Here is a 23,156-nt window from a genome sequence, read left to right as displayed (position 1 = left end):
GGCCCCCCGCCACCCTGGAGCAACATGGACTATCTGCATTTCAAACGGCCTGACGGCACACTGTTTCACAAGCTGCCCACCATCCCCAGACGCCAGCTCAAGGCGTATGTGGCCAGGGGCTGCGAACTGCTGAACCCGGAGGCGAGCCGCCCCCGGCGTGTGTCCCGCAAGGCCCACAAGCCCGCCAGCGCGGGCAAGGAGCAAGCACATGGCACTGGCAATTGACGGCGTGCCGGTGGCTGCATCGGCCACCGAACTGGACCAACGGGCGCTGAGCGCCACCCTTCCAGACGTATCGACGGCGGGGCAGGCCTACGTGGTCTCCCCCTGGGCGGGGAAAGTGACGGCGGTCTATAGCGTGCTCAACGCCGCCATCGCCACGGGGGACGCCACCCTCACGGTGAAGAACGACGCCGGCAGCAGCATGGGGACCATCACCATCGCCAACGCCGCATCGGCCGCCGGCGATCTGGACTCGCTGACCCCTACAACCAACAACACGGTCTCCGCCGGCGACCGCATCGAGGTGGAGACCGACGGCGGTTCCACCAACGCCGTGGCGGTGGACCTGACCATCGTGGTGCAGATCACCTGACCGGGGCCGTGCGCACCAACCCTGCCAGCGCCCTGGAGACTCTCCGCAGCAGGCCCGCCATCGGTATGGTCAGTTCGTTCGGGGCCTCCCTCGTGGCCCTGGAACTCTGGCTCAGGGTGGCCGCCGTGGCGGTGGGTCTGGCCATCGGCCTGGTGACCCTCATCATTAAAGTAAAGGAACTGAAACATGGTTGACCTATGGACCGGCCTCCCCGGCGAAGTGCAGTCCGCACTGCTGATGCTGGGTTTTTTCCTGGCATCGGTGCTGGCGGGAGCCACCCGCAACCCCTTCGACAATGCCCTCATCGCCTGGCTGCGGCGCAAGTGGGACGAGTCCCGTCCCGCCGGCGACGAGTAGCCTGAAGGGGGCAGCATGAGCCATCAATACTGCACTGAAACCGAATTCCAGCGCCACGCCCCGGAGGCGGTGCCCTACGTGGACCCCCGACGGAAAATCACCGGCTGGGAGCTCCACTCGGGAACCGTCTACAAGGCCCACCAGACTGGCAGCATCGCCGTGTTATTCATGGACGGCACCGACCTGGGCTCGGCTGAGGCCAACCTTGCCGCTGTGGACGCCGCAAATGAGTGGTTTTACGACTCTGCCCCCGATGTGGTCTACGTCTACAACGCATCTGCGAATCCCGACACCCTAAACATGGAGGCCGGGGAGGACCACGCGACCGCCATTGCCTGGCTGCTCCAACAGGCCTCGGCCCTCATCGACGAGGTGTTGGATGCCCACATCCAAGTGCCGGTGCCCAGGAACCGCTCTGGCGCCTACCCCGCCAGCATCATCCGGGCCACTGCCTTCCAAGCCGCCTACATGGCGACGCTGGACCAGAATCCCGCCCTGGCCGAGACTTATGCCGGCCGGCTGGAGAACGAGCACGGCCGGGGCCTGCTGGACCGCATCAACGAGGGGGCCATCCGTCTCCCCGGTGAGGTGGACCCGGGCGCGGCGAGGGGCGAGGTGTCGGAGGTGGCGGTTACCGGCGGCCTGGCGCTGGTGGAAACCCGGGGGCTCGCCACCGGCATCGCCTGGGATTTGGTGAAGGTGATCGTCACCCAGGGTGGCGCCCTGGGCACGGCCACCTACTCCATCTATGGCTACGACGACGCCACCAAACAGCTCAAGAACCGCCTGCTCGTGGAGGACGAGACCATCAACGGGCAGTACCAGGAACTGGCCTACGGACTGACCCTCCGCTTCCAAGGCGACGATAACGACACCGCCGACCTCAACGACGAGTGGGAAGTGGAGCTCCGCGGCGCGGAGGAAACCGTCACACACGGCATCCACACCCACCAGGCGGTGCGCGGCTAGGGCGGTGGCGCTCACCTACAACAAGCTGTTCTGGGGCACCGTCCTCACCGGGCTGGAGGCGCTGCTGGAGGCCGAGCTGAGCCCCGGCGTACGGGTCGTCATCTCCGGCGTCCACCAGAAGCACGGCACCGCGCGTGTGCGCCTGGCACCCCTGTCCACGTCCTGGCTGACCCGGGAGAGCACCGGCGAGACCCGCTCTTACACCGTGGAGCTCACCTACAGCGCCGACCTGAAACCAGGCCGCAAGGGGCTGCAGCACCTGCTGGATATGCAGGCCCGCCTCAACCGGCTGGTGACCAACAATACTGTCCGCGCCCCTGGCGGCGCCTACGCCTGGCACGATGCCCGGCTGGTGCACACGGAGATTAACCCGCCCCGGCAGGCGGGGGAGCCGGAGCAGGGGGGGCTGCTGCGCAGCACTTTTCTTTGCACCGTCACGGAACCCATTTCATGAACCCCACCACCGCAACTATTTTGAAGGAGTACCAGCATGGCCATTAACGCCGACGTACACGCCCCCCAGCAGTGGGAGCTCGCCATCGGCGAGGAAATCGCCCTGGGTACGGCCCAGACCACGGCAGCCAGCTTCAAGCTGCTTCACATCATCCACCACGGCAGCGTGGCCCTTTCGGGCCTCACCCGGGACACTACTCAGCGCGCCCGGGGCCAGCGGGTGATGCACACCCAGGACGTCTACCTCACCAAGGCGGGGGGCCAGGTGAGCCTGCCCTTCGTCGCCATCGCCACCAGCGCCACGCTGGACTATCTGCTCTACCTGGTGATACAAGACCTGGTCAGCGAGGCCGCCAGTACTCCCTTTGCCAAGGTGTTCGAGTGGGACAGCGCCACCACCCAACCCGACTTCGCTGCCATCAGCGGGGCCGCCAGCCCCGGCAAACTGGTGACGCTGCTCCAGCGCGGCCCCATCGCCAGCGAGCACCGGCGGCTGACGTCGGCTATCCTGCGGGAGCTCACCCTCCGGCTGGACCCCCCGCTTAACGGCGGCCGCCTTACTTGCGAGGGCACCTTCTGGTCCGGCCTGAGCAACGCCTTCTCTCCCAGCCAGAACCAAAGCATTACCGGCGCCACCCAGCCCGGCACGGCCTACTACCACTTCGCCACCCTGGCCACCAAGACCCTCGGCGGCAGCGACTTGGTGCTGGGGGGCTTTGAGCTGCGCCTGGAAAACCGCGCCGCCCGGGTGGGCAGCGATGCCAGCGGCGACGCCCAGACCTACGCCCTGGGGGTACCCGGCTACCGCGCCACCGGCAGCGTGACCGTCAAGTACGACGACAACACCAAGGACACCATCGACAACTTCCTCACATCAGCCTTTGATACGCAACTGGTGCTGGCCTGGGGCAGCGGCGCCGATCCGGTAACAACCGACGGCGACCTACTCATCAAACTCAACGTCAACTTTGCCGGCAACGCCTTCGACTTTGGCCGCGAGGACGGCGTCTTCCTCACCCTCCCCTTTGTCTGCGTGGACGACGGCACCAACGAGGCCGTGGAGATCGAGATCGCCAACGCCGCCGATCGGGCCTGGAGCTAGGGCGACGCCGTGAGCCGACTTACCCTCAGCAGCGGCCGCCAGGTGGCCCTCCAAGACCTCACCTGGGCCCAGCGCGAGACCTGCGAGAACGCCACCACCGTGCGCCTTCTCGATGACGGCGCTGTGGAGGTGCTGAACCTGGCGGCGGCCCGCTCCCTGTGGTGCTGCTACGGCCTAGGCCTGGACGAGACCTCCGCGCTGGACCGTTACGCCAGCGCCGAACTGGACGAGATCATGTCCGAGGTAAAGGAGCGGGCCACTCGGGCCAAGGACCCTACCGGGCCGGGCAGCTCGCCCTCAACGTCTGGCTGAGCTGGCACGGCGACACATGCGAAGGCTGCCCCTTTCACCACTTCCCCTACCGGGCCCAGCATCCAGTGACGGGCCAACAGGTGGAGATCACCCATGAGCGCCAACTCCGGGCCCTCGTCGGGCAGGTTACCAGGAAGCAGCCCGCCGCGGCCACGATGGGTCAGCAGCTCTACGCCCATCTGCGGCTATGCGCCTGCCCAATGCAGCTGTACCACCTCTGGAGCCAGCGTCAAATCGGCCGCTACTGCTACGCCAGCCAGTTTCGCGTCCCCCCCTTCGCCGGGGACTACGACGCCCAGCCCGCCTGGTGGCTGGATGCGGCCGCCATTGTGGCCACGGAAATGGCGGCCTGTGCCCGCTGCCAGTGTAGTCGCTGCGCGCACGGAGGAGGACTGAATCATGGCGCGTAAATCATTACCCCTTAAACACATGAGCCCATCTCTGCTGGCTCTGGTCCGGCAGGTGCGCAACCTGCTTCAGGCCCTGGGCGGACGGCAGACGTTCATGCCCCGGGCACGACTGGTGACGGCCCGGTCGCACCCTCTCCTGGCAGGCCTGGGAGCAGCCATTCCGGGCGGAAGCGTCCAAGCCGTGCCCCGCCTGGCTGGAGACATGGCATCGCTCCGGATCCCCCTGTTGGCTCTGGCCGCCCCCCAATTGCCGCTCCCCGGCCTACCCGTCCAAACCCTGCCCGCCGCAGCAACTTTGCCGATGCCGGCATACGTGCCACCACTCGCCAGCGCCCCGGCCCCGCCCCTATTTGAGCGGCTGACTATGCCACTCCCCGCCGCGCCTCCCGCACCCGCCACGGGTGACACCTGGCACCTCCACCTAGCCGCTCCGTTGGATGAGGACAGCGTGCGCAACGATCTCATTCCCCTTCTGGACCGCCTGCGGGAGACCGGCTGATGCTTACCCTGGGTGACAGCTTGGACGCCGTGTTACGCAGCAAGGCCACAGATGCCGTGTGGCTGCTGCTGTTGTATTACAATGACGATACCGTTGCCGGCAACGTGCTGCGCCTGTCTGATGCCTACCGCACCGTGGCTGGCAACAGCTATCACGGCCTGGTGCGCTCGTGGGGGGCCTACCACCAGGCGGCCAACCTGGTGCGCTTCCGGGCCTCCACCGGCACCCTCACGGTGCGGCTGGACAACACCCGCCTCGCCCTGGGAGGCCAGCGGTTCACCGATCTCTACGCCAGCAAAAATTTCGCCAACCGCAAGTGGGAGCTCTACCTGGCTGCCGACGGCATCGTCAGCAGCGACACCATTGGCGCGGGGCGCATCTCCGGCGAGCTCTCCGGCGACGACGAGACCGTCACTCTGCAGCTGCTCAACTACGAGAGCCGATTCGACCTGCGCCTCCCCGCCACCACCATCACTATCGGCACCTACCCCGACGCGCCCTCCAATAACATCGGCAAGCCCATTCCCATGGCCTACGGCGACTTCGACCGCTCCAGCGCCACCGGCAGCCCCATGAACTACGACCGTGCCATGCCCAAGGGACGCTTCCCCGCCGTCATCGTGGACCGCAACGATATCGATGCCGCCCCCGACGCCGCCGGCAACACCATGGCGATCCTCCGCGACGAACTGGTCTACATGCGGCTGGGGGACTACTACGCCGCCTGCGACAGCGCCAACGTCACAACCACCGCCGCAACACCCCAGATCCAATTCAGTGGCGACTCCTGGTTCATTCGCATCGGACTGAGCGGCAACGACGGCGACCACACCGGCGCCAACGTGGATCTTCTCCACGATAACGATCCCGCCACCAGTGGCGTCATCAAAAGCCAGGCGGCGGGCGATACTCAGGCGTACATATTCGACATTCCCGCAGTGGCCGACGTCGGCGTCTTCCAGAACATCTACCTGGCGATGGACAAGCTGAGCGTGGACGACGGCGGCTCGCCCGGTATACCCACTGTGAAGGCTTCCTGGAAGCGCCGGGGTGGCAACTCCTTCAGCAGCAACAGCAACTACTCCTTTGACACCACCGATCAGCGATTGGTACTGGGTACGTCCAACAGCAACAACGATCTCCCCGGAGCCGGGGCCCAATTGAGGCTGCTGATCACCGGGGACACCATCGGACTTAACCAGGCCGCCATGACGCTGAACGAACTGGTGCTGGAGGTAGAACTCCAGCCCACAGAGGATTTTTCCCAGATCCAGTGGCTGCAGGATAACCGCTTACCAGCGACTGTCAGCCGCTCATCGGTGGGGCTGGGCGCTGCGTTGCTGGGCACCGGCGGTCCCTTCACCATCAGCAACACTGCCAGTTACAACGAAACCGTCATTGCCGCCCCCCCCGTGGACACCATCTACTTCGCCGGTCAGGGCCGCACCTACGGCGCCTGGATCGACACCATCAATGGCAACCCCCGCAACAGCGAGAACGGAGGCGCCAGCGATCCCGGCTACAATAGCGGCGACCTCATCGAGAACCCCGTCTACATCGTGGAGGATATCCTGCGTACCGAGGCGGGGCTGGACCCCTCCACCAGTGGCGCCCACATCGACGTCACCTCCTTCGACACCGCCGGAGCCAGCGCTGACGGGCAGCTGGGCGATGTTTTCGCCGATGCCGTGGCCGACGTGAAATTCGCCTTCTCCCAGCACAAGTTCACCGACACCCTCACCCTGGTCGAGAAAATCGGACATCAGTGCGGCCTGCTGTTCTTCCTGTCCGGGTCGGGTAAGATCAAGGCCCGGGCCCGCCGCCGACCCGCCAACTATGTCGCCAATGACCAGGATCTTACCGTCCCCTACGACGACATTGCCGCTGTCGCCGCACGCCTCTCCCCCATCGGACGGGTGCGCAATGCCATCACCGTCCGCTACTCCCTGGATTATGCCCGCGACGATACCACCGCCTCCGCAAGCGCCTCGGACAGCACCAGCCAGGGTACTACCGCCTCCGGCTATAACCAGACCCTCACTCTGGAGGCGGTCCTCGACACCATTTTGGACACCACTACCGCGTCCAACTTCGCTGGCGCACTGCTCGCCTGGCACAAGGACCGCCACCGCATCATTACCTTGCGCACCGCCCTGCCCCGCTACCAGCGGCTTGAAATCGGCGACGTGATCAACTTCTCCGGCTGGCCCGCCGACCTGCAAATCTTCGGCACTACCCCTGCCGCCACTGACTTTTTCATGGTAACCGACATCACCAAGTCCGGACCCGATAACACCCGCATCGAATGTATGGAGGTATCCTGATGCCAGCCGTTAACGGCGTCGCGTTCTACGCCAATTTCATGCAGACCCGCTTCAACCGCAGCGCCGAGCCCACCGTGGAAGGCGACAGCGTCACCGACTCCCTGGGCGACACCGTGTCCGCTGGCGGCCAAGTCCCCGACCTCACCGACACCCAACGCCACACCCGCATTACCGCCACCGACAACGGCGTGGGCGACACCTACCGCTTCGACATGGCCCTGGACCAGGCCATTACCGCTGACTTCGCCATTCTTGACAATCACACACTGCGTACAACTTTCAATGAGGCGGTGGGCAACAATATCAATATTCACCACGATTCGGACGCCGTTTTTGCCGGAGCGACGAAAATATCCCCCTCACAGGTCTATTCCGGGTTGGTGGGCAAGGACCGACCGTATCTGGACTTTGACGGGGTGAATGACACGGTAACGGTTGCTGATAATGCCGCTTTAGAATTTAATAATGGAGACGGCTCGATTGAGGCATGGGTGAATTTTCCTGATGTAACCGAGAATATCTATATCTATAACCGTAGGGAAGACGGCTCAAATATTATTCGTATGCTTATCGATAATAGTGGCGCTACTACATTAAACTGTACCGCCTTTATCGGCGCGACGAATATGCAGGTGGCGTCTACTTCGTGGTCACCAGAATCCAATAGATGGTATCATCTTGTTTGGACTTTCGTAAATGGCGGTGCCAACGCAATATACATTGACGGGACATCGCAAACCCTTTCAATCGATATTCAGACTGGCGGAACCATTGAAATGACCGCCTCGCTGACGCCAGCTCTTACACAGTCTACATACAATCAAATGCGGTTGATGGTATTGCGCCAATGGAATCGCGCCTTATCTGGCAGCGATGTGACCAATCTAAACAACGGCAATCTAGTGCCGGCGGCAGATCAATGGGGGAGTCAGACGACGCTGGTTGCTAACGGTACTGCCTGGACAGGGGCAACAGGCGCAACTCCACCGGATTCCTGGTCTGTTGTGACGGCCGGTACTTTTACTATTGTTGACCGATCAGGTGACTCTGGCGCCCCGCCCGGTGCTGCTGCAAGCCTTAGAATAGCGGTAAACTCAACTCCCACGGCAAATCCATCCATTACCCAAGCCGTGACTGTCGTAGCGAACAAGGCCCATCGCTTCAGTATTTGGGCAAGGCGCGACACCGCGGACGGATACAAACTGCGCATTGGAACATCTTCAGGCGGTGCCGAAATATATGATAGCGGTACTTTAATTAACACCGCCTGGACCTACACCACCACAGAGTTCACGCCAACCGGAACAACGATTTATGTGACCTTAATCGTTACTGATGGGGATGCGGCGGAGAAGTGCTATTTTGATGATGCTAGTGTTATCCAAATCGGCTGCGTGGCGGAATACTCGCCCGACGGCGTCAATCCCGACGAGGGCGTCTGGTACGACACCTCCGGCAACAGCCTGGACGGCACCATCACTGGGGCCACCGCTAAAGACACCCCCAACGCCACCGATGGCGACCTTACCGTCATCGAGTTCGCTGAGGCAGCGGACCGCTATTGGTTTTTCGAGCTCAACCCTGACGCCCTCATTGCCGACGGTAACACGCAGTACGGACAGATCGCCGTGGGCAAGAAATTCGCCCCCACGACGGCACCCACCCTCACCGTTCCGGAGCACCAGGACTACGGCGGCGTGCGCCTCGCCACTACCCGGGGCGGGCGGCGCTCAGCCAACAGGCGTCACGGGCGCAGGCGGCGCTGGGAACTGACCTGGGACTACATATCCGAGCGCGAGAAGACCGACTTCGAGGTACTGCTGGAGGAGACCGGCGGCGGGGAGTACCCCTTGTGGTTCACCCTGAACTCCGGCGATCCCCGGCCCATTTTCTACTACGGCCGCGTCGTGAACAGCCCCACCTTCACCCCCGCCGCCAGCCAGGTCTATCGGGTGACGCTCGTGGTGGAGGAGGAGCTTTGATGCTCCCCTGACGAATTCCCACCGGGCCCCTTTCCCCGCCGCGCCGCGCGTCGTAAGTTGCCGGCGCCCATGCTGAAGCCTCCTCAAATTGTCGCCCGCCTTGCCCCCCTGCTGGGTAGGGCCGTAACCCTGGCGGGGGTCATGTTGCTGTTGGCGGCCAGCGACGACCCTGCAATGGCAAAAGACGGGACCAGCGACCAACCGGACGACCCGCCGCCCACTGTCCAGCGCATTCAGGACCTGTACGTGAGCAGCCGCAACACCAACTCCGTCAAGCTTTACAACGGCGCCACCGGGGCCTACCTGGGAAATTTCGTCGCGCCCGGCACAGGCGGCCTGTTAGCGCCCCAGGAAGTGGCCTTCGGCTATGACGGCCATCTGCTGGTTAGCGCCCGGGGCAACAACGCTATCCTGAAATTCGATGGCGCCACAGGCGAGTACCTCGGACCCTTCACCACCGGTTACCCGCTGGACGAACCCACCAAAATGACGTTCGGCCCCGACAGCATGCTGTACGTGAGCCAGTGGGGGAGATTCAAGGGCAATGTGGCCCGTTTCAATGGCCGCACCGGGGAGTATGTCGATCTTGCCACCAGCAGCCGCCTTGACCGGGGCATGGCCCACGCCTGGGACGCCTCGGGGACCATGTATTTGGCCAGTTTCGGCACGCAGGACATACGCAGGTTCGCCCCTGATGGGACCGACCTGGGGGTTTTTATATCCGGCGGTGACCTGACGGGCGCGGTCAACCTATGGTTTGGCGCCGACAGCAATCTGTTCGTGGTGGACTGGACCTACGGCGGCATCCGCAGGTACGATGGAGCCACCGGCAGCTCCCTGGGCGTGTTCGTCTCCGGTATGGCCCGCTCTGAGGGCTATGCCTTCGGACCCGACAGCCTGCTCTATGTCTGCGACTGGCAGAACAACCAGATTAGGCGTTACAACGCCACGACCGGCGTAGCGGTGGACATCTTCGCCACTGAAGGTGGCCTGCTGCAGCCCAACAGTCTGGTTTTCGGTCCCGTCCGGGACGACTGAGCCACCCCCACGTGACCCATAGCTCAGCGCCCCGAGAGAGGTTGCCCGCCGCGAATTAGTTGAACAGTATTTTTAAGTAAAACAGCGGGTTGGCTAGCGCCTTCTTGGGCACCTCATCGGCAATCATGCCCGCGATAAGGTTGCCCAGCGCCCTGTTGCGCGCCGCCCCGGCGATAACCGCATTCAACAGGAAGCGCGACCGCCCAATCTTCTGCAACCGGCTACTGAGCCGCAGCTCCCCACCGATGGCACCCCACAGCCGCTTGTCGTAACGGGCCAGCGACGCGGCGCTCACGTTTCCCTCGGCCACGGCCTCAGCGGCGACCTCGGCGGCGTACTTCCCCGCGTACAGCGCATTTCCAATGCCCTCGCCCGTGAACGGGTCGATGAGCCCGGCGGCGTCCCCCAGCAGCATGAAGCCGTCCCCCACCATCCGGCGGTGCTTGCTCCCCACCGGCAGGTTCCAGCCCACCGGCTTCTCCAGCGGCTCCGCACCGGCAAATCGCTCCCGGAACGGCCCGCTCTCGATGGCCCCCTGCAGCGCCGCTTTCAGGTCCACCTTCTTCCGCTTGATGCTGTGGTGCAGCATGCCGATACCGATGTTGGCCGTGCCGTTCTCCAGGGGGAACAGCCAGAAATAGCCGGGCATCACCTCGTCCACATAGTGCAGCTCGATCTGGTCGCTCAGGCCGGCCACGTTGCGCCAGTACTGCCGCAGCGCCACCACCTGGTGTTTCGACTCGTGCCGGTGCAGGCCCGTCTTGCGTGCAACCACCGAGTTGGTGCCATCCGCCCCCATGACGATCTGCCCCCGGTAGGTCTGTTCCTCGCCACCCCTCTGACGCCCCCGCACGCCCCGCACGTAGCCGTCTTCGATCACCAGGTCGCGGACGGTAAAACCCTCCAGGCAGGTGTCGGCCGCCGCCCGGGCCTGCTCGAACATGAACTGGTCGAATACCTCCCGCCGGATGACAAACCCTTCGGGAATAGTCCCCAAGTCGCTGCTGCGCAGGTCGATTTCCAGGCGCTTGTCGGCGGGACTCCCAAAGATGATGCGGGAGATGGCCACCCCCGGCAGACCCCGCACCCCCTCTAACAGGCCGAGCTCATTCAGCACCGTCACCGACTTGCCCGACAGCGCGTCGCCGCACACCTTATCCCGGGGGAAGGTCGCCCTGTCCAGCAGCAGTATGGATAGCCCCTGCCGCCGGGCATACAGCGCCGCCGCGGCGCCGGAGGGCCCTCCCCCGACAATAATCACTTGGTAGTTGTCAGTCGTTGCCGCCATATGCGTGGGCTCCAGCGTCACCCCCCCTCTCTTCTGATCTAAGCCTCTCCAAATTTCAGCCGAAGTTAAGATTAGCGCAGGGATCACTGGCGCAGAATTTTGCAGCCGGCATTCCGGGAGCCCGCCGCGGTGCGAATTGCAAACTCCCACGCCTCACGGGTGACAAACGTGAGTATATTTGCCGGACTTAGTAGCAGGGGAGGGGGAAGTTAATGTGCGGCCTGATGCTTCTGCCGCACGAGATGGCGGAGGCGCCCCAGCAAAGAGTGGTCAATTTAGGTACCGGACCAGTATGATCAGACCAATCAAAACGAGCGAACTGAAGGTGGGTATGTTCATCATGCTGGGCAATAGTGCCCATCTGCTGCCACTATTCGAGGAGGAGTTTATGATCTCCTCTGAAAAGCAGATCGCCAATATCCAGGACAAGGGCATCACCCTCGTAGACGTAGATGTTGACAAGAGCGAGGCGGAGGTTCCGGCGCCCGACTTCGACTCCATGGAGACCGTGGCCGAGGGACTCCGGGAGGCCATTGAGGACCCCAACCTGGCCCCCAAAGACAAGGCCAGCGCCGTCTACAACCACACCCTCAAGATGATGGAGAACATTATCGCCCAACCCACCGCCGAAAATATCCTCAGCGGCAAGAACATGATTCACGACGTGGTGGAACTCATCCTGGCCGACACCGAGACGGCCGACTTCCTTACCCAGATCACCTCCCACGATTACTACACCTACACCCACTCGGTGAACGTGGGCATGCTGGGCGTCCTGTTGTCCAAGGCAGCCTTCGGCGGCGAACACGACCACGATCTGGACGAACTGGGTTCCGGCTTTTTCCTCCACGACCTGGGCAAATGCGAAGTCCCCTCCTACCTCATCAACAAGCCGGGTCGACTCACCGACAAGGAGTGGGAACAGATGCGCATGCACCCCTCCTACGGCGAGCGTATCCTGGCCGATGCCGGGGAACTGACCCATGACATTAAGGTGATCGTGCTCCAGCACCACGAACGCTGGAACGGCGCCGGCTATCCCTTGGGGCTGGAGAAAAGCGACATTCACATTTACGCCCGTATCTGCAGCATTGCCGATGTCTACGACGCCCTCACCGCCACCCGCGCGTACAAGAAGAAACTCTCCACCTTCGAGGCCCTCTCGTTGATGAAGGAGGAAATGATGGAACATTTCGAGCAGGATCTCTTCGCCCGCTTCGTCCGGCTGTTCAACTAGTACACCTGTCTGAGATTAATATCACTCGTTTCATCTTGCCGCAGACCGGCAATTGATCTACCGCTCACTTTTTGCTAGCTTCCGCATTGCTCGGCGGATAATAGTGAGCGCGACACGGCGATCGCGAGTCTGCACCGTTCCGACGACCGCAACTCTCCGATGACAGAACCATGATCAAGGAAGTGAAATCTGTCGACCTGAAAGTTGGCATGTATGTCATGCTGGGCAAGTCCTGGCTGCACCACTCCTTTCTGAAGCCTAATTTCAAGATCTCGTCGGAAAAACAGATCAAGAAAATCATCTCCGACGGTCTCAAGGTGGTCCAGGTGGACAGTTCCAAAAGCGATGTGCCAGAGGAACGCAACCTCATGGTCGACCTGTTGGGGCCCGGCGCTAATGGCGCTACACATACGGAGATCGACGTGCCCGAAAAGTTCAACCCCATCGACCTGATCTCCGAGGAGCTGCACAAGACCATCCAGAACACCAATATTCCCCCAAAAACCAAGGCCCGGGCCGTCTACAACTACTCCATCAAAATGATGGATAATATTCTGAACGAGCCCAGCGCGGAGAATATCCTTAGCGGTAAGACCATGGTTTACGACATCGTCGATCATATTCTGACGGACGACGAGACCGCCAAAGCCATGGCTCAGATCACCTCCCACGACTACTACACTTATACCCATTCCGTTAATGTGGGTATGCTCTCGGTACTACTGGCCAAGTCCATCTTCAAGGACACTCGCGATCACAATATGCAGGAGCTGGGCGCCGGCTTTTTTCTCCACGACCTGGGCAAGTGCGACGTTCCCCTGGAACTTATCAACAAGGCCGGCAAGCTCTCGGAACAAGAGTGGAGGGTCATGCGCGACCACCCGCAAATTGGGAACAGGATCCTGAGTGACACCAACCAGCTCACCAAGGAGTGCGGCGTTATCGTCATGCAGCACCACGAGCGTGAGGACGGCACCGGCTACCCCTTCAACCTGGACAGGGACAGGATTCACGTCTATGCCCGCATCTGCAGCATTGCCGACGTATACGATGCCCTCACATCCACACGGGCCTACAAGGTAAAGTTGGACCCCTTTGACGCCCTCAAAATCATGCACGACGAGATGCTCCACCATTTCAACAAAGAACTCTTCCGCGAGTTTGTTCTGCTCTTCAAGAACTGACCGGCCCGCTCCCGGTTGGTACCTTCAGGCGACCGCGCTGCTCCTGCTAGCCTCCCTGCTGGCGGCCCAGGAAGCCCTGTCGCTGCCCCGCCTCAGCGGCCCCGTCGTATTAGACGGACTCAGCAACGAGCCGGCCTGGGAGGCCATCCCGCCCCTGCCCCTCACCATGCATGCTCCCGTCTTCCGGGGCAAGGCCACCGAACGCACCGAAATCCGCGTCGCCTACGACGACGACTACCTCTATCTTGCCGGACGGCTGTTCGACTCCCAGCCCGAAGCTGCCGGCGTCGCCGACCTCACCCGCGATAGCTTCACCCCTAACAACGATTATTTCGGCCTGGTGCTGGACACGTTCAACGACAACGAGAACGCCCTCGGGTTTTTCACCACCCCCGCCGGTATCCGCTGGGACGCCGCCATCTTCAACGATGCCGAGGGCGATTTCCCCATCAATGTCAGTTGGAACACTTTCTGGGATGTGGCCGTGGTGCGGAACGGTGCGGGGTGGTTCGCCGAACTGCGCATCCCCTTCTCCAGCCTCCGCTTCCAGGAGGAGGACGGACAGGTAATTATGGGCTTCGCCACCTGGCGCTACATCTCCCGCAAGTTTGAGAGCGTCTCCTTCCCGGCCCTGGACCCCGCCGCCAGCTCATGGGCCCTTTTCAAGGTTTCCAATTTCCACAAGGTGCGTCTGGAGGGAGTCACCTCCAAATTCCCCGCCATCATCACCCCCTATCTCTTGGGCGGGGTGGGTCAGGCCGCCGAACTCAATGCCGGGGGCAGCGCCTACGAAAGCCCCACCGATCTGGCGCGTGAGGTCGGTCTCGATGTAAAACTCAGCCTGTCCAGCAACCTCACCCTAGACCTGACGGCCAACACCGACTTCGCCCAGGTGGAGGCCGATGACGAGCAGGTGAATCTGACCCGCTTCTCGCTCTTCTTCCCTGAAAAGCGCCTTTTCTTCCAGGAGCGCTCCGCCATCTTCGACTTCTCCCTGGGTGGCCCTAACCGTCTGTTCTACAGCCGCCGCATTGGTATCCACGACGATGGTCGCCCCGTCCCCATTTACGGTGGCGCCCGCCTGGTGGGACGGCTGGGCGACTGGGATCTGGGCGTCATCAGCATGCAGACCGCCCCGCTCGACAGCCTGAATGACAGCCCCGGCCTGCCATCCGAAAACTTCGGCGTCGTCCGCCTGCGCCGGCGCGTGCTTAACCCCTACTCCTACGCCGGCGGCATGCTCACCAGCCGCACAAGCGCCAACGGCAACACCAATCTCGCCTACGCCCTGGATGGCACTGTCCGGGTCACCGGCGACAACTACCTCATCCTCAATTGGGCGCAGACCTTCAACAGTGACACCCCTCCTGGCGCAGCCCCCGGCCTGTGGGAGGCTGCTCGGCTCCGCCTTAGCTGGCAGCGCCGCACGCTGGCCGGGCTCGGTCTGGACGTAGGCATCTCCCGTGAGGGGGCCGACTACGACCCTCAGCTGGGCTTCCGCACCCGCGATGACTACACTCGCATCGGCACGGAACTCTCCTACGGCTGGTTCCCTGGCGAGGCATCCACCGTCTTCCACCAGTCGCTGGGCATCAACGGCAGCATCTTCATGGGTAATGCCGACGGCAGCGTGGAGTCCTTGGAGGTCGGGCCCCGCTGGTCGCTGGGCCTGAAGACCGGCATGACCGTTACGGCAGCTTTGACGCTGCTCCACGAAGTCCTGGCCGACGACTTCCCGCTTGATGAGGATAGTGTCGTCACAGTCCCTGCCGGCCGCTACACCTTCGTCAACGCTAACGCCACCTACTTTTCAGCCAGCGGCCGCAAATTGTTTTTGGAAGGGTCATTTGACGCTGGCAGTTTCTACGATGGCTGGCGCGTCTCCCTGGCCGCCAATCCGGTTTACACGGTGTCCCGCCATCTGGAAGTGAGCGGCGGCATCGTCCTAAATCTCGTCCGCTTTCCCATCCGGGACATGCGGTACGATACCCAGGTCCTCCGGCTCAGGGTGCGCACCGCCCTCTCCACTGCCGTCACCCTCAGCGCCTTTGTCCAGTACAACAGCGCCGCCGACATCGCCATTATCAACGGTCGCTTCCGCTACAATCCACGGGAGGGCACTGACCTCTACCTGGTCGTGAACCAGGGCCTCAATACCGCCCCCCAGCCGGAGGAACCGGCCCTCCCGTTCAGCACCTCCCGCACCGTCCTGCTGAAATACTCCACCAGCTTCCTGCCCCTCCTCCCCTGGACCGACCGCTAGTCCTGGCCAACGCAGCAACGCCCTAGATAGCAGTTGCCATCCAGCGCCAAACTGGCGATATTATCTCAGCATGAGGACATCACCGTGAATCGTACCACTCGTCACGCCGCCCTGACACTGCTGATGCTGGCTGCCATCACTCGTACCATCTCCGGACAGGTGGGCGGCGATCTGCTCAACGAAGTGCCTCTCACCCCCATTCCCCCGGACATGACCCTGGAGGAGTACCGCGACATGAACCGCCGCCTTACGGTGAGGTTGTTGCTCACCGCGGTGCCCATTCCCAGCCTGATCCACGCCTACGCCGGCGAGAAGCGCACCCAGTATCTGTTATTGGCCACCGCCGTGGGCGGCCTGCTAAGCGTCGTGGCTGGCGCGGCCCTCACCGAGTCCGGCGATTTTCCCACCTCCAATTATGACGTCATGATTCTCAACCCCGCCGGCGGCGTGCAGGAGCTTCGCTTCGCCAAGGTGCCAGTCGCCATTTCGGGCAGCGACCTGGTGCGCTTCAAGTACGGCCAGCGACTGAGCATCGGCCTCAGCCCCGACATGCATCTGGAGCAGCAGGTCGCCCTCCTTACCCTGTCCCTCCAACTGTAAGGAGTAAACCGTGACACGCCATCGCCTTATTCTGCCACTGCTGGTCTTGCTGGCCAGCGGCTGCACCTACACCCGGGTCACCGGATTTATCGATCCCGGCAGCCGCCCCGGCTCCTTCCGCCGCCTCGCCGTCTACGCCCGGCTGGACGACCTCAGCGACCGCCAGGCCATTGAAGTCCGATTGGTGGAGCAGCTCCGCAGCAAGGGCATCAGCGCCGTCACCCTCCTTTCACTGGCGCCCCCCACACGGGAGATAACCCCCGAGGAATTGGCCGCCGTGCTCAGAGTACAGGCCATTGATGGCATTGTGGAAATCGTTGTGGCTGAGACTGGGTATCTCGCGGTCGCCGAGCCGCTCTCCTCGGAGACCGAAACCTTCACCAGAGAGGGACGCGACGGCAAGAAACATGGCGTCACCCGCACCACCATCAGCGGTGGCGGCACCCAGTACAAGGCCTACGGCAAGCTGCGTGTCTCCCTGAAGGACACCGCTACCGGCCAAAACGCCTGGGTGGGCGATGCCGACAGCCGCGCCTTCTTCAGCACCTTCAACCCTGACTGGGACATGTCCATTCTGCTGAAGGCCTTCGCCCGCAAAACCGCCAGCGAGCTCATCAAGACCGGGCTGCTGCAGTCAGGGGGTTAGCGGCCCCACCTGTCCCGCCGCACCTCTCTCGACCTCCAATTCCTGGTAGTGCGGCACATACGGCTCCCCGCTGACAATCTTCAGCAGGTCCCGCTCCAGGCTCTCCACCGGCGTCTCGATGATCCGGCCCAGCTCTTCCCCCTCGCGTCGCACAATCACCGTCGGGGTGTGGTGGATACCGGCGGCCTGCTCCTCGCCGCTGGGTCCCACCTTGTCCCGGTCCAGTCCCACCAGCTTGATCTCGACCCTGTCCCGCGCAAGTTCATCCAGCAGGTGGAACAGCCGCGGCAGCTGCTTCTTGGTGTCGCCGCACCAGGTGCCCAGGTACACGCTCACCTCTATGTTGCCAAAGACCGCTTTCAGGTCGCGCACGATGAGCGAATCGCTCTCGTAGTTCTCGTAATGCTCGCTAAACCACTCGGCGTACGGCCCCCTCTCCAGTTGTGCCCGCTCCACTTCGCCCAAGAGCAGCGGCGCCCGCCAGTCCTGAATCATGGGCAGGCTGCAACCCGCGATCAGCGCCAGCACCAGGCCCCCCGACAGTTTCTTCATAGCGTTCTCCCTACTGACGGAAAATAACGCCTGCTTGGCGCTGTTGCAGACTCTAAAATCGGTGCCATGTGCACGCCCGCTGATATCCATCGCCGCAGCAGCCGCATCTCATCGTGCCGGGCTGACCCTGGGGCCGCCCAGCCGTTCTAAGCTGGCAACCGCGAGTTCAACCTCAAGTCCCTCCGGGGCGACCAGGTGCTGCGCTGGAAATACCGCCCCGGCACGGCATTTGCCCACAAAGTAGGACGAAGGTAACTTGCCGCGTCCTCTCAGATGGGCCGTAGCATAATTGGCAATGCATCCGGCTGTTAACCGGACGATTGGTGGTTCGACTCCACCCGGCCCAGCATACCAGGGTAAGTTTTCGAACTTTTCTTCAAAACCGTCAGCCCAAACACCTCGGGATCGAGATTCCAAGGTTTTATGATTATTGAACCTTCAACCGATTTATTCTCTGTGCGAGGCTTGTTAACCACAACCTCTTTAATTGTTAATTGAAGGTAGCGTGCAGCGTTTTGTGAAGATGCCGCCGTGATCTTCGGGATGATTTCTGAATACAACTTGCTAAGGACCTCAGGATCGATGGTCAAGACCTCCAGAGAAGTTATCTCACTGGCGATATGCTCGAGTTTATCTTCAACTTCAGCGATATCCGTTGTCATGTTATCAATTTCTCCGAAGATGAAATCACGACTAGGGGAGCTTTCACTGGCATCTTTCAACGACTGAAGCAAATTTGTTCTCCCGCTATTGAGCCTTGTAAGATTCCCCTCTATCGACCGTCTGTCTTTCTTCAAATTTCCCAGTCTTTTATGGTTGGCCTGCATGGCTTTCGAGACGGTGATTTTCTTGAAATCAGGATTTTGGGGGAAAGCCCGAATCCAATCAAAAATAAAGGCCTCCAGTTGGCTAGCATTGATCTGACCGTTTGAGCATTCGGATCTGCCAAACTTGAGTTGCTTGCTGCATCTATAGTAATAATATTTACGGCGGTTACCCTTCTTATCTCGCTTATATCCAAAACTCGAAGTCATGTAACTGCCACAGTTACCGCATTTCACAAGTCCCAAAAGAAGAAGGTCAGATTTGTGTGGAACTCCAAGATTGGTTTGTTTTGCCCTCCTTAGCTTTCGATTTTCGCACAGATCCCATTCTCCTTCAGCGATGATTCCACTATGTTGCCCAGGATATTCCTTCCCATCAAATTTTATAATCCCCAAATATGTTCTGTTGGAAACAATTGATTGCAGGGTGTTGACATTGAACTTCGCTCCACCTCTCACCATTCCTTTGTTCGGTCCTGATTTTGTAACTCGAACTGGTGTCCTGAATCCCTCTTCGTTAAGTCGCTTTGCTACGCTGGAAAATGATTCGCCTTTTCCATATTCTCTAAATATTCTCTGTACCAATGGTGCATACTCTGGATCTGGTTTTAAACCGCCCTCAGAGTAGCTGTAGCCGATGAGAACGCCACCCCCACCAAACTTTCCCTTCTTCGCTGTGGCCAACGCCTTCTCGTATGTGCGCTCAGCGATAAGGTCCCGCTCTAGTTCTGCGAAAATAATCAGCATGTTGCGAAACATCCGCCCGTAAGGATCGGCATTGCTGATGTCATGGCTTCTGGAATTGACGTCAATCCCAAGATCCTCAAACAGATTCAGCAATTCAAACCAATCCCTGGCTGATCGTGCTAACCGGTCTATTTTGGTGATTAGTACAAGGTTGAATCGGCCGGCTCGAGCATCGGATAATAGGCGCTGGAGCACTGGACGGTTCTTAGCCTCTTTGCCACTTGCAGTCTCGATGAAGACATCGTGAACTGTCCAGCCTTCCTGCTGACACCAGTCACGGAGAACCTCCTCTTGGTGATCAAGGGAAGAGAAATCCTTCCTCGCCTGGTCGTACGTGGAGACGCGGCAGTAGAGGGCTGCAGTGATCTTTGGGCTCTCTATATTCTCAGGATTGCGCTTCATTGCCGAGTGTCCGATTTGAGGTGTGAGCGGAAATTTAGCTTCAGCCAGTTCCACAAACTAAACTTACCTGATGCGGCACTTCCAATATTGCGAGAATCCTGCCCATTGCGACTCTATATTATCGAGGCGAAGAGTGACCCCATAATAATAAACAGGAATCGACCAATCAAATGGCACCCAACCGATTTGAAAATCCGGATGACTATATCGCTCTGCTCGCAAAAATAGTCAAAAAGATGGTCGATAGATTTGTATCACCGGTTGATCTTGATGAACTTTCGGATAATATTATTCAGGCCAATATCTTTCCCTTTGATTCGAACTCCCCAATATCTAAATCCAATTTGAGAGTGTATGTCGGCAATGCAATATTCGAACTGCTAACTGATTCCTCTAGGTCCTACGTATTGATTGGAAGCAATTCTGTGCTAGGTTTGATTACAAAAGATATTGGGACACTAGAGAAGAAAATTAATAAACCACTTTCTCATTCAATGATATCTGATATTCTCAATGACGCTGACCATGATCTTCGTATACTCACAATTCGGTTATCACAAGAGGATAATAATCTCGACGATGAAATCAAAGACAGTGTGCTAGCAAAGGGTTTAGAGGATTCAGATGTTAGAGTAAGATGCGCAAGTCTCATATTAGTTCCTGATCGTCCTGGCGAAGCAGTCGAAGCGGCTGTAATTGATCTCTTAAGTGATTCACTACTCCAAGAAGAGGTGCTTAGTTGCATAAAATTTGATAGGATCTTAGCCGCTTATCCTATAATCGGGGAAATGTCATTATCTGCTGATGAAGATATATGCCGGATGGGCGTGCATTACCTAGCGCATATTGATTCATATGAGGCAGTTCCACACATGATTAAGTATTTGGATCAGATGGGCGGCTCTGAGATTTACGAAGAAAATTATGAGATCATTAAAAATAATTGTCTGGATACTGCTAGAGGAGTTGAACGTATGCCGACTCACGTGAAGGATGCCCTAGTCGAATATTGTGTATCGGAGGATCTGGTTATTCAAACTCTAGCGCTTAGATGCCTGGCCTCCAGGTGGGTAACGGCAGATATTCCAACAATTGAAGCAATAAACTGTGACAAAAATCCCCTCGCCGTAGAACTCAAACTTCGAGCGTTGTATAAGAAAAAAGCCCCGAAGAGTATTGATCTTGCAAAAAAGTACCTGAACAGCGAGCACTCAGGTATACGGACCGCTGCTATGGAGGTTCTAGGAGATATTGGAGGCAAGGCAGAGTTGAAACTACTTCGTGAGATAGCGGTGGATACCGAGAGACATGATACACCTACAGCGATGGAGGCTTTTCATAAAATAAAAGAACGCTTGGAGAAAAAGAAGTGATCTCTCTGCTGCGGGTACAATTTCTCACGATAAGATTTGTGAGCAAATAGTTGGCGCGATACCTCTGGCTTGACAGGCCGGCGTTCATCGAAGGGGAACCACTAACTGGCCGCTGTAGAGCCGCTATTTGTCGTACTATTCGACTACCTTCGGTTTTCCGTCGATCTGCGCTCGCAGCCTGACCCATAGAACGGTTCGACAAAGCTCGCTGGTCTGCGCCAACAGAGTTTGGACGATCGGTGAAAGGCGGGGACTCGCTCGAGGCGGTTGGAAGCTCAGCGGCCGATCCGGGCGGCAGCAGTATCCAAGAAATCAGCTTTTTCCTCGCTTTGCTGAGCGTAAGGACTTTTCACCTTCGACCCATGTGCCGCCGCGACGCGTTTCATGGCCACGCCTGCAGCGCCTGAAGGCGGGGTATAGTGGATTTTCAGTTCGATATACGCCAGCTGACCGCTATCACCTAGGATGTTATCGGACACGTATACGCCCCAGTACTGATTCGGATTCTCCCCGTTGAAGAAGTTGGTGGTTCGCCAGTTCAGGTCGATGTCGGAATCGTCCTCGGCGTCGTCATCGAATCCGCCGTCAGTACGAGTACCCAAGTTATCATAGACCAGATCATCAAGCTGAAAGCCGGTCGTAAATGAGGAGTAGATATATATTTCATAGTCTCCCGCCCAGAACGTTCCCGGGTCGCCCGTATCATGTACTCTCAGACGGTATTCCAGATTGGTCACGACCGAGCCGAAGGGCGCAAAGTTGTTATCCACAAAGAAACGGCTAATCCAACTGTTGTCGGGGATAACCCATGGTCCGGTAGCGCTGAATTCCTGCACCACATCAAGCACGGGCGTCCGAACGCTTTGAGCCGAGCTTCGCAGGCCGAGGCCCTCGGTGTCCCAGACAATGACCGCGTAGTAATAAGTAGTGTTGTCATTGACAGAGTTATCGGTATAGGTGGTTGTGTTGCGACTGGTGATGGAAGTGATACTCGTACGGGTTGCCGATGAGCCGATGCTTGTTTCACTTCCGGCCCTCACCAGCTCATAGGAAGCAAAGTCAGCATCGGTGGATTGGGACCAGGCCAGGGAAACGAAAGTGGCACCGAAATTGCTTACGGACAGGACGGACGCAGAGGGGTAATGGCCTTCTGTCGTGATGGTCACTGTTTCGGCGTCCTCAAGAATGTCCTGGGTAGTGGACCCGCTGTATTGCAGGATGCCACCGCCGTCACGACACTCCACCTCGAAGGTGCGGGCATCCCCCTTGGGCACTTCCACGGTCCCGCTGGCGGTTTGGCCATCGGAGCTGATAGCAAGATCCTCGTCGATGTTATCCATATCCTCGCCCGTGACCGAGATGGTGACCTGGGTAATGGTAACGGCCTTGGACAGAGAAACCCCTGCCTCGGAAAAGTGCTCTCCCCGGGGGAGGGTAATACTCAACATGATGGCGCTGGAGCCCCTGCTCAGGAGCGGGTTCCCGGTGCACGAAAGGGCGGCCAGCGAGCCTGCCAGGACAAGGATTAATCGAGTCGAAAGCATCATCATCCGCCCATGACTAGGGTTCAATGTTAACGGTGATATCAACTTCAGACGGTGCATTCAGAACGTAGGTGTAGTAATAATAGGCGCCCCCCGCGCCGGCCAGAATAATTATGGGCAACAACAGGCCCGATCTGCGCTGCCTGGTGGCAGGGGCCTGAGGGCGCCGAGAAACCGCCGCAGCAGGGGGCTCCGGTTTGGGCTGGGGTTCAGGCTTGGACTGGACTTCCGGGTCGGACGGCGCTGTGGCCGTAATCTCGGGCGAGCCCACAAGCTGAGTCTCCATGGATAGGGCTATCTGATCCATCAGGTCAAATATCTCTGGCCCCACCCTACCCTGAACACTCTCAGCGTTGATGACCTTGCCGGATTGAACATTGATGAGCCGGGCATTGATCCGCAGGATGGAACCGATGGCCACAAAGCTGCCCACTAGAATGGCGCTGGCCCCGACC

Annotated in this window: 24 protein-coding genes, 1 tRNA gene and 1 pseudogene; 20 read left to right on the top strand and 6 right to left on the bottom strand. The window is 59.8% G+C overall.

Annotation, left to right across the window (positions count from 1 at the left end; genetic code table 11):
• The first annotated feature begins 24 nt into the window (after positions 1-24).
• The 13 genes from IH971_04735 to IH971_04675 all read left to right on the top strand — a co-directional run bounded on the left by IH971_04735 (position 25) and on the right by IH971_04675 (position 10,041).
• Positions 25-225 carry a hypothetical protein gene (locus tag IH971_04735; protein MCH7497140.1) on the top strand — a complete coding sequence of 67 codons (201 nt, stop codon included), beginning with the start codon at positions 25-27 and terminating at the stop codon, positions 223-225.
• Entirely contained in the window at positions 209-595 is a 387-nt protein-coding gene (locus IH971_04730; GenBank protein ID MCH7497139.1) for a hypothetical protein, read from the top strand. The genes IH971_04735 and IH971_04730 overlap by 17 nt, the downstream gene beginning before the upstream one ends.
• 8 nt (positions 596-603) lie before the next feature.
• A complete protein-coding gene (locus IH971_04725) occupies positions 604-789 on the top strand; it encodes a hypothetical protein (protein ID MCH7497138.1) in 186 nt (61 codons plus the stop codon).
• Positions 782-952, top strand: a complete 171-nt coding sequence (locus IH971_04720; GenBank protein MCH7497137.1) for a hypothetical protein — start codon at positions 782-784, stop codon at positions 950-952. Before IH971_04725 ends, IH971_04720 begins: the two co-directional genes overlap by 8 nt.
• Before the next feature lie 15 nt (positions 953-967).
• A complete protein-coding gene (locus IH971_04715; protein MCH7497136.1) occupies positions 968-1,921 on the top strand; it encodes a hypothetical protein in 954 nt (317 codons plus the stop codon).
• Positions 1,922-1,925: 4 nt separating this feature from the next.
• Positions 1,926-2,375, top strand: a complete 450-nt coding sequence (locus IH971_04710; protein MCH7497135.1) for a hypothetical protein — start codon at positions 1,926-1,928, stop codon at positions 2,373-2,375.
• A gap of 36 nt (positions 2,376-2,411) precedes the next feature.
• Positions 2,412-3,476, top strand: coding sequence for a hypothetical protein (locus IH971_04705; GenBank protein MCH7497134.1), 1,065 nt, complete (start codon positions 2,412-2,414; stop codon positions 3,474-3,476).
• A 9-nt stretch (positions 3,477-3,485) separates the two neighbouring features.
• On the top strand, positions 3,486-3,788 hold the full coding sequence (locus tag IH971_04700) for a hypothetical protein (GenBank protein ID MCH7497133.1): 303 nt from the start codon (positions 3,486-3,488) through the stop codon (positions 3,786-3,788).
• 65 nt (positions 3,789-3,853) lie between these two features.
• Entirely contained in the window at positions 3,854-4,198 is a 345-nt protein-coding gene (locus tag IH971_04695; protein ID MCH7497132.1) for a hypothetical protein, read from the top strand.
• The gene (locus IH971_04690; GenBank protein ID MCH7497131.1) at positions 4,188-4,697 is read left to right on the top strand and encodes a hypothetical protein; all 510 of its coding nucleotides are present in this window, start codon (positions 4,188-4,190) and stop codon (positions 4,695-4,697) included. Before IH971_04695 ends, IH971_04690 begins: the two co-directional genes overlap by 11 nt.
• Positions 4,697-7,021, top strand: a complete 2,325-nt coding sequence (locus tag IH971_04685) for a hypothetical protein (protein ID MCH7497130.1) — start codon at positions 4,697-4,699, stop codon at positions 7,019-7,021. Before IH971_04690 ends, IH971_04685 begins: the two co-directional genes overlap by 1 nt.
• Positions 7,021-9,003: a hypothetical protein gene (locus tag IH971_04680; protein ID MCH7497129.1), complete on the top strand. Its 1,983-nt coding sequence runs from the start codon at positions 7,021-7,023 to the stop codon at positions 9,001-9,003. The genes IH971_04685 and IH971_04680 overlap by 1 nt, the downstream gene beginning before the upstream one ends.
• 69 nt (positions 9,004-9,072) lie before the next feature.
• Positions 9,073-10,041 carry a hypothetical protein gene (locus IH971_04675; protein ID MCH7497128.1) on the top strand — a complete coding sequence of 323 codons (969 nt, stop codon included), beginning with the start codon at positions 9,073-9,075 and terminating at the stop codon, positions 10,039-10,041.
• 55 nt (positions 10,042-10,096) lie between these two features.
• On the opposite strand, the gene IH971_04670 is transcribed toward IH971_04675, so the two are convergent.
• Complete coding sequence (locus IH971_04670; protein ID MCH7497127.1) at positions 10,097-11,350, bottom strand: NAD(P)/FAD-dependent oxidoreductase; 1,254 nt, start codon at positions 11,348-11,350, stop codon at positions 10,097-10,099.
• Between the two features lie 271 nt (positions 11,351-11,621).
• Between IH971_04670 and IH971_04665 the strand changes: the two genes are divergently transcribed.
• From IH971_04665 to IH971_04645, 5 genes are all read left to right on the top strand, one after another.
• The gene (locus IH971_04665; protein ID MCH7497126.1) at positions 11,622-12,566 is read left to right on the top strand and encodes an HD domain-containing protein; all 945 of its coding nucleotides are present in this window, start codon (positions 11,622-11,624) and stop codon (positions 12,564-12,566) included.
• A 170-nt stretch (positions 12,567-12,736) separates the two neighbouring features.
• Positions 12,737-13,750, top strand: coding sequence for a DUF3391 domain-containing protein (locus IH971_04660; protein ID MCH7497125.1), 1,014 nt, complete (start codon positions 12,737-12,739; stop codon positions 13,748-13,750).
• Positions 13,728-16,013 (top strand): carbohydrate binding family 9 domain-containing protein, encoded by a 2,286-nt coding sequence (locus IH971_04655; GenBank protein MCH7497124.1) that lies wholly within the window; start codon positions 13,728-13,730, stop codon positions 16,011-16,013. Before IH971_04660 ends, IH971_04655 begins: the two co-directional genes overlap by 23 nt.
• A gap of 84 nt (positions 16,014-16,097) precedes the next feature.
• Complete coding sequence (locus IH971_04650) at positions 16,098-16,613, top strand: hypothetical protein (protein MCH7497123.1); 516 nt, start codon at positions 16,098-16,100, stop codon at positions 16,611-16,613.
• Positions 16,614-16,623: 10 nt separating this feature from the next.
• Positions 16,624-17,259, top strand: a complete 636-nt coding sequence (locus IH971_04645; protein ID MCH7497122.1) for a hypothetical protein — start codon at positions 16,624-16,626, stop codon at positions 17,257-17,259.
• On the opposite strand, the gene IH971_04640 is transcribed toward IH971_04645, so the two are convergent.
• A complete protein-coding gene (locus IH971_04640) occupies positions 17,248-17,811 on the bottom strand; it encodes a thioredoxin family protein (GenBank protein MCH7497121.1) in 564 nt (187 codons plus the stop codon). The genes IH971_04645 and IH971_04640 overlap by 12 nt on opposite strands.
• Before the next feature lie 274 nt (positions 17,812-18,085).
• On the opposite strand from IH971_04640, the gene IH971_04635 reads away from it, so the two are divergent.
• Positions 18,086-18,158: transfer RNA gene (locus tag IH971_04635), tRNA-Asn, on the top strand.
• Here the strand turns inward: IH971_04635 and IH971_04630 are convergent.
• Both IH971_04630 and IH971_04625 read right to left on the bottom strand, forming a co-directional pair.
• Positions 18,120-18,845: a recombinase zinc beta ribbon domain-containing protein gene (locus IH971_04630; GenBank protein ID MCH7497120.1), complete on the bottom strand. Its 726-nt coding sequence runs from the start codon at positions 18,843-18,845 to the stop codon at positions 18,120-18,122. The genes IH971_04635 and IH971_04630 overlap by 39 nt on opposite strands.
• 450 nt (positions 18,846-19,295) lie before the next feature.
• Positions 19,296-19,784, bottom strand: a pseudogene (locus IH971_04625) (recombinase family protein).
• Positions 19,785-19,954: 170 nt separating this feature from the next.
• On the opposite strand from IH971_04625, the gene IH971_04620 reads away from it, so the two are divergent.
• Entirely contained in the window at positions 19,955-21,157 is a 1,203-nt protein-coding gene (locus tag IH971_04620; GenBank protein MCH7497119.1) for a HEAT repeat domain-containing protein, read from the top strand.
• Between the two features lie 275 nt (positions 21,158-21,432).
• Here IH971_04620 and IH971_04615 read toward each other — a convergent pair whose 3' ends face one another.
• Both IH971_04615 and IH971_04610 read right to left on the bottom strand, forming a co-directional pair.
• Entirely contained in the window at positions 21,433-22,707 is a 1,275-nt protein-coding gene (locus tag IH971_04615; GenBank protein MCH7497118.1) for a hypothetical protein, read from the bottom strand.
• 10 nt (positions 22,708-22,717) lie between these two features.
• Positions 22,718-23,156 (bottom strand): hypothetical protein (locus IH971_04610; protein MCH7497117.1); only part of this gene is annotated, 439 nt, incomplete at its 5' end.

The sequence above is a fragment of the Candidatus Neomarinimicrobiota bacterium genome (genome assembly GCA_022560655.1).
GTDB lineage: Bacteria > Fidelibacterota > Marinisomatia > SCGC-AAA003-L08 > TS1B11 > JADFSS01.
This window is presented reverse-complemented; position numbering and strand designations above follow the sequence as displayed.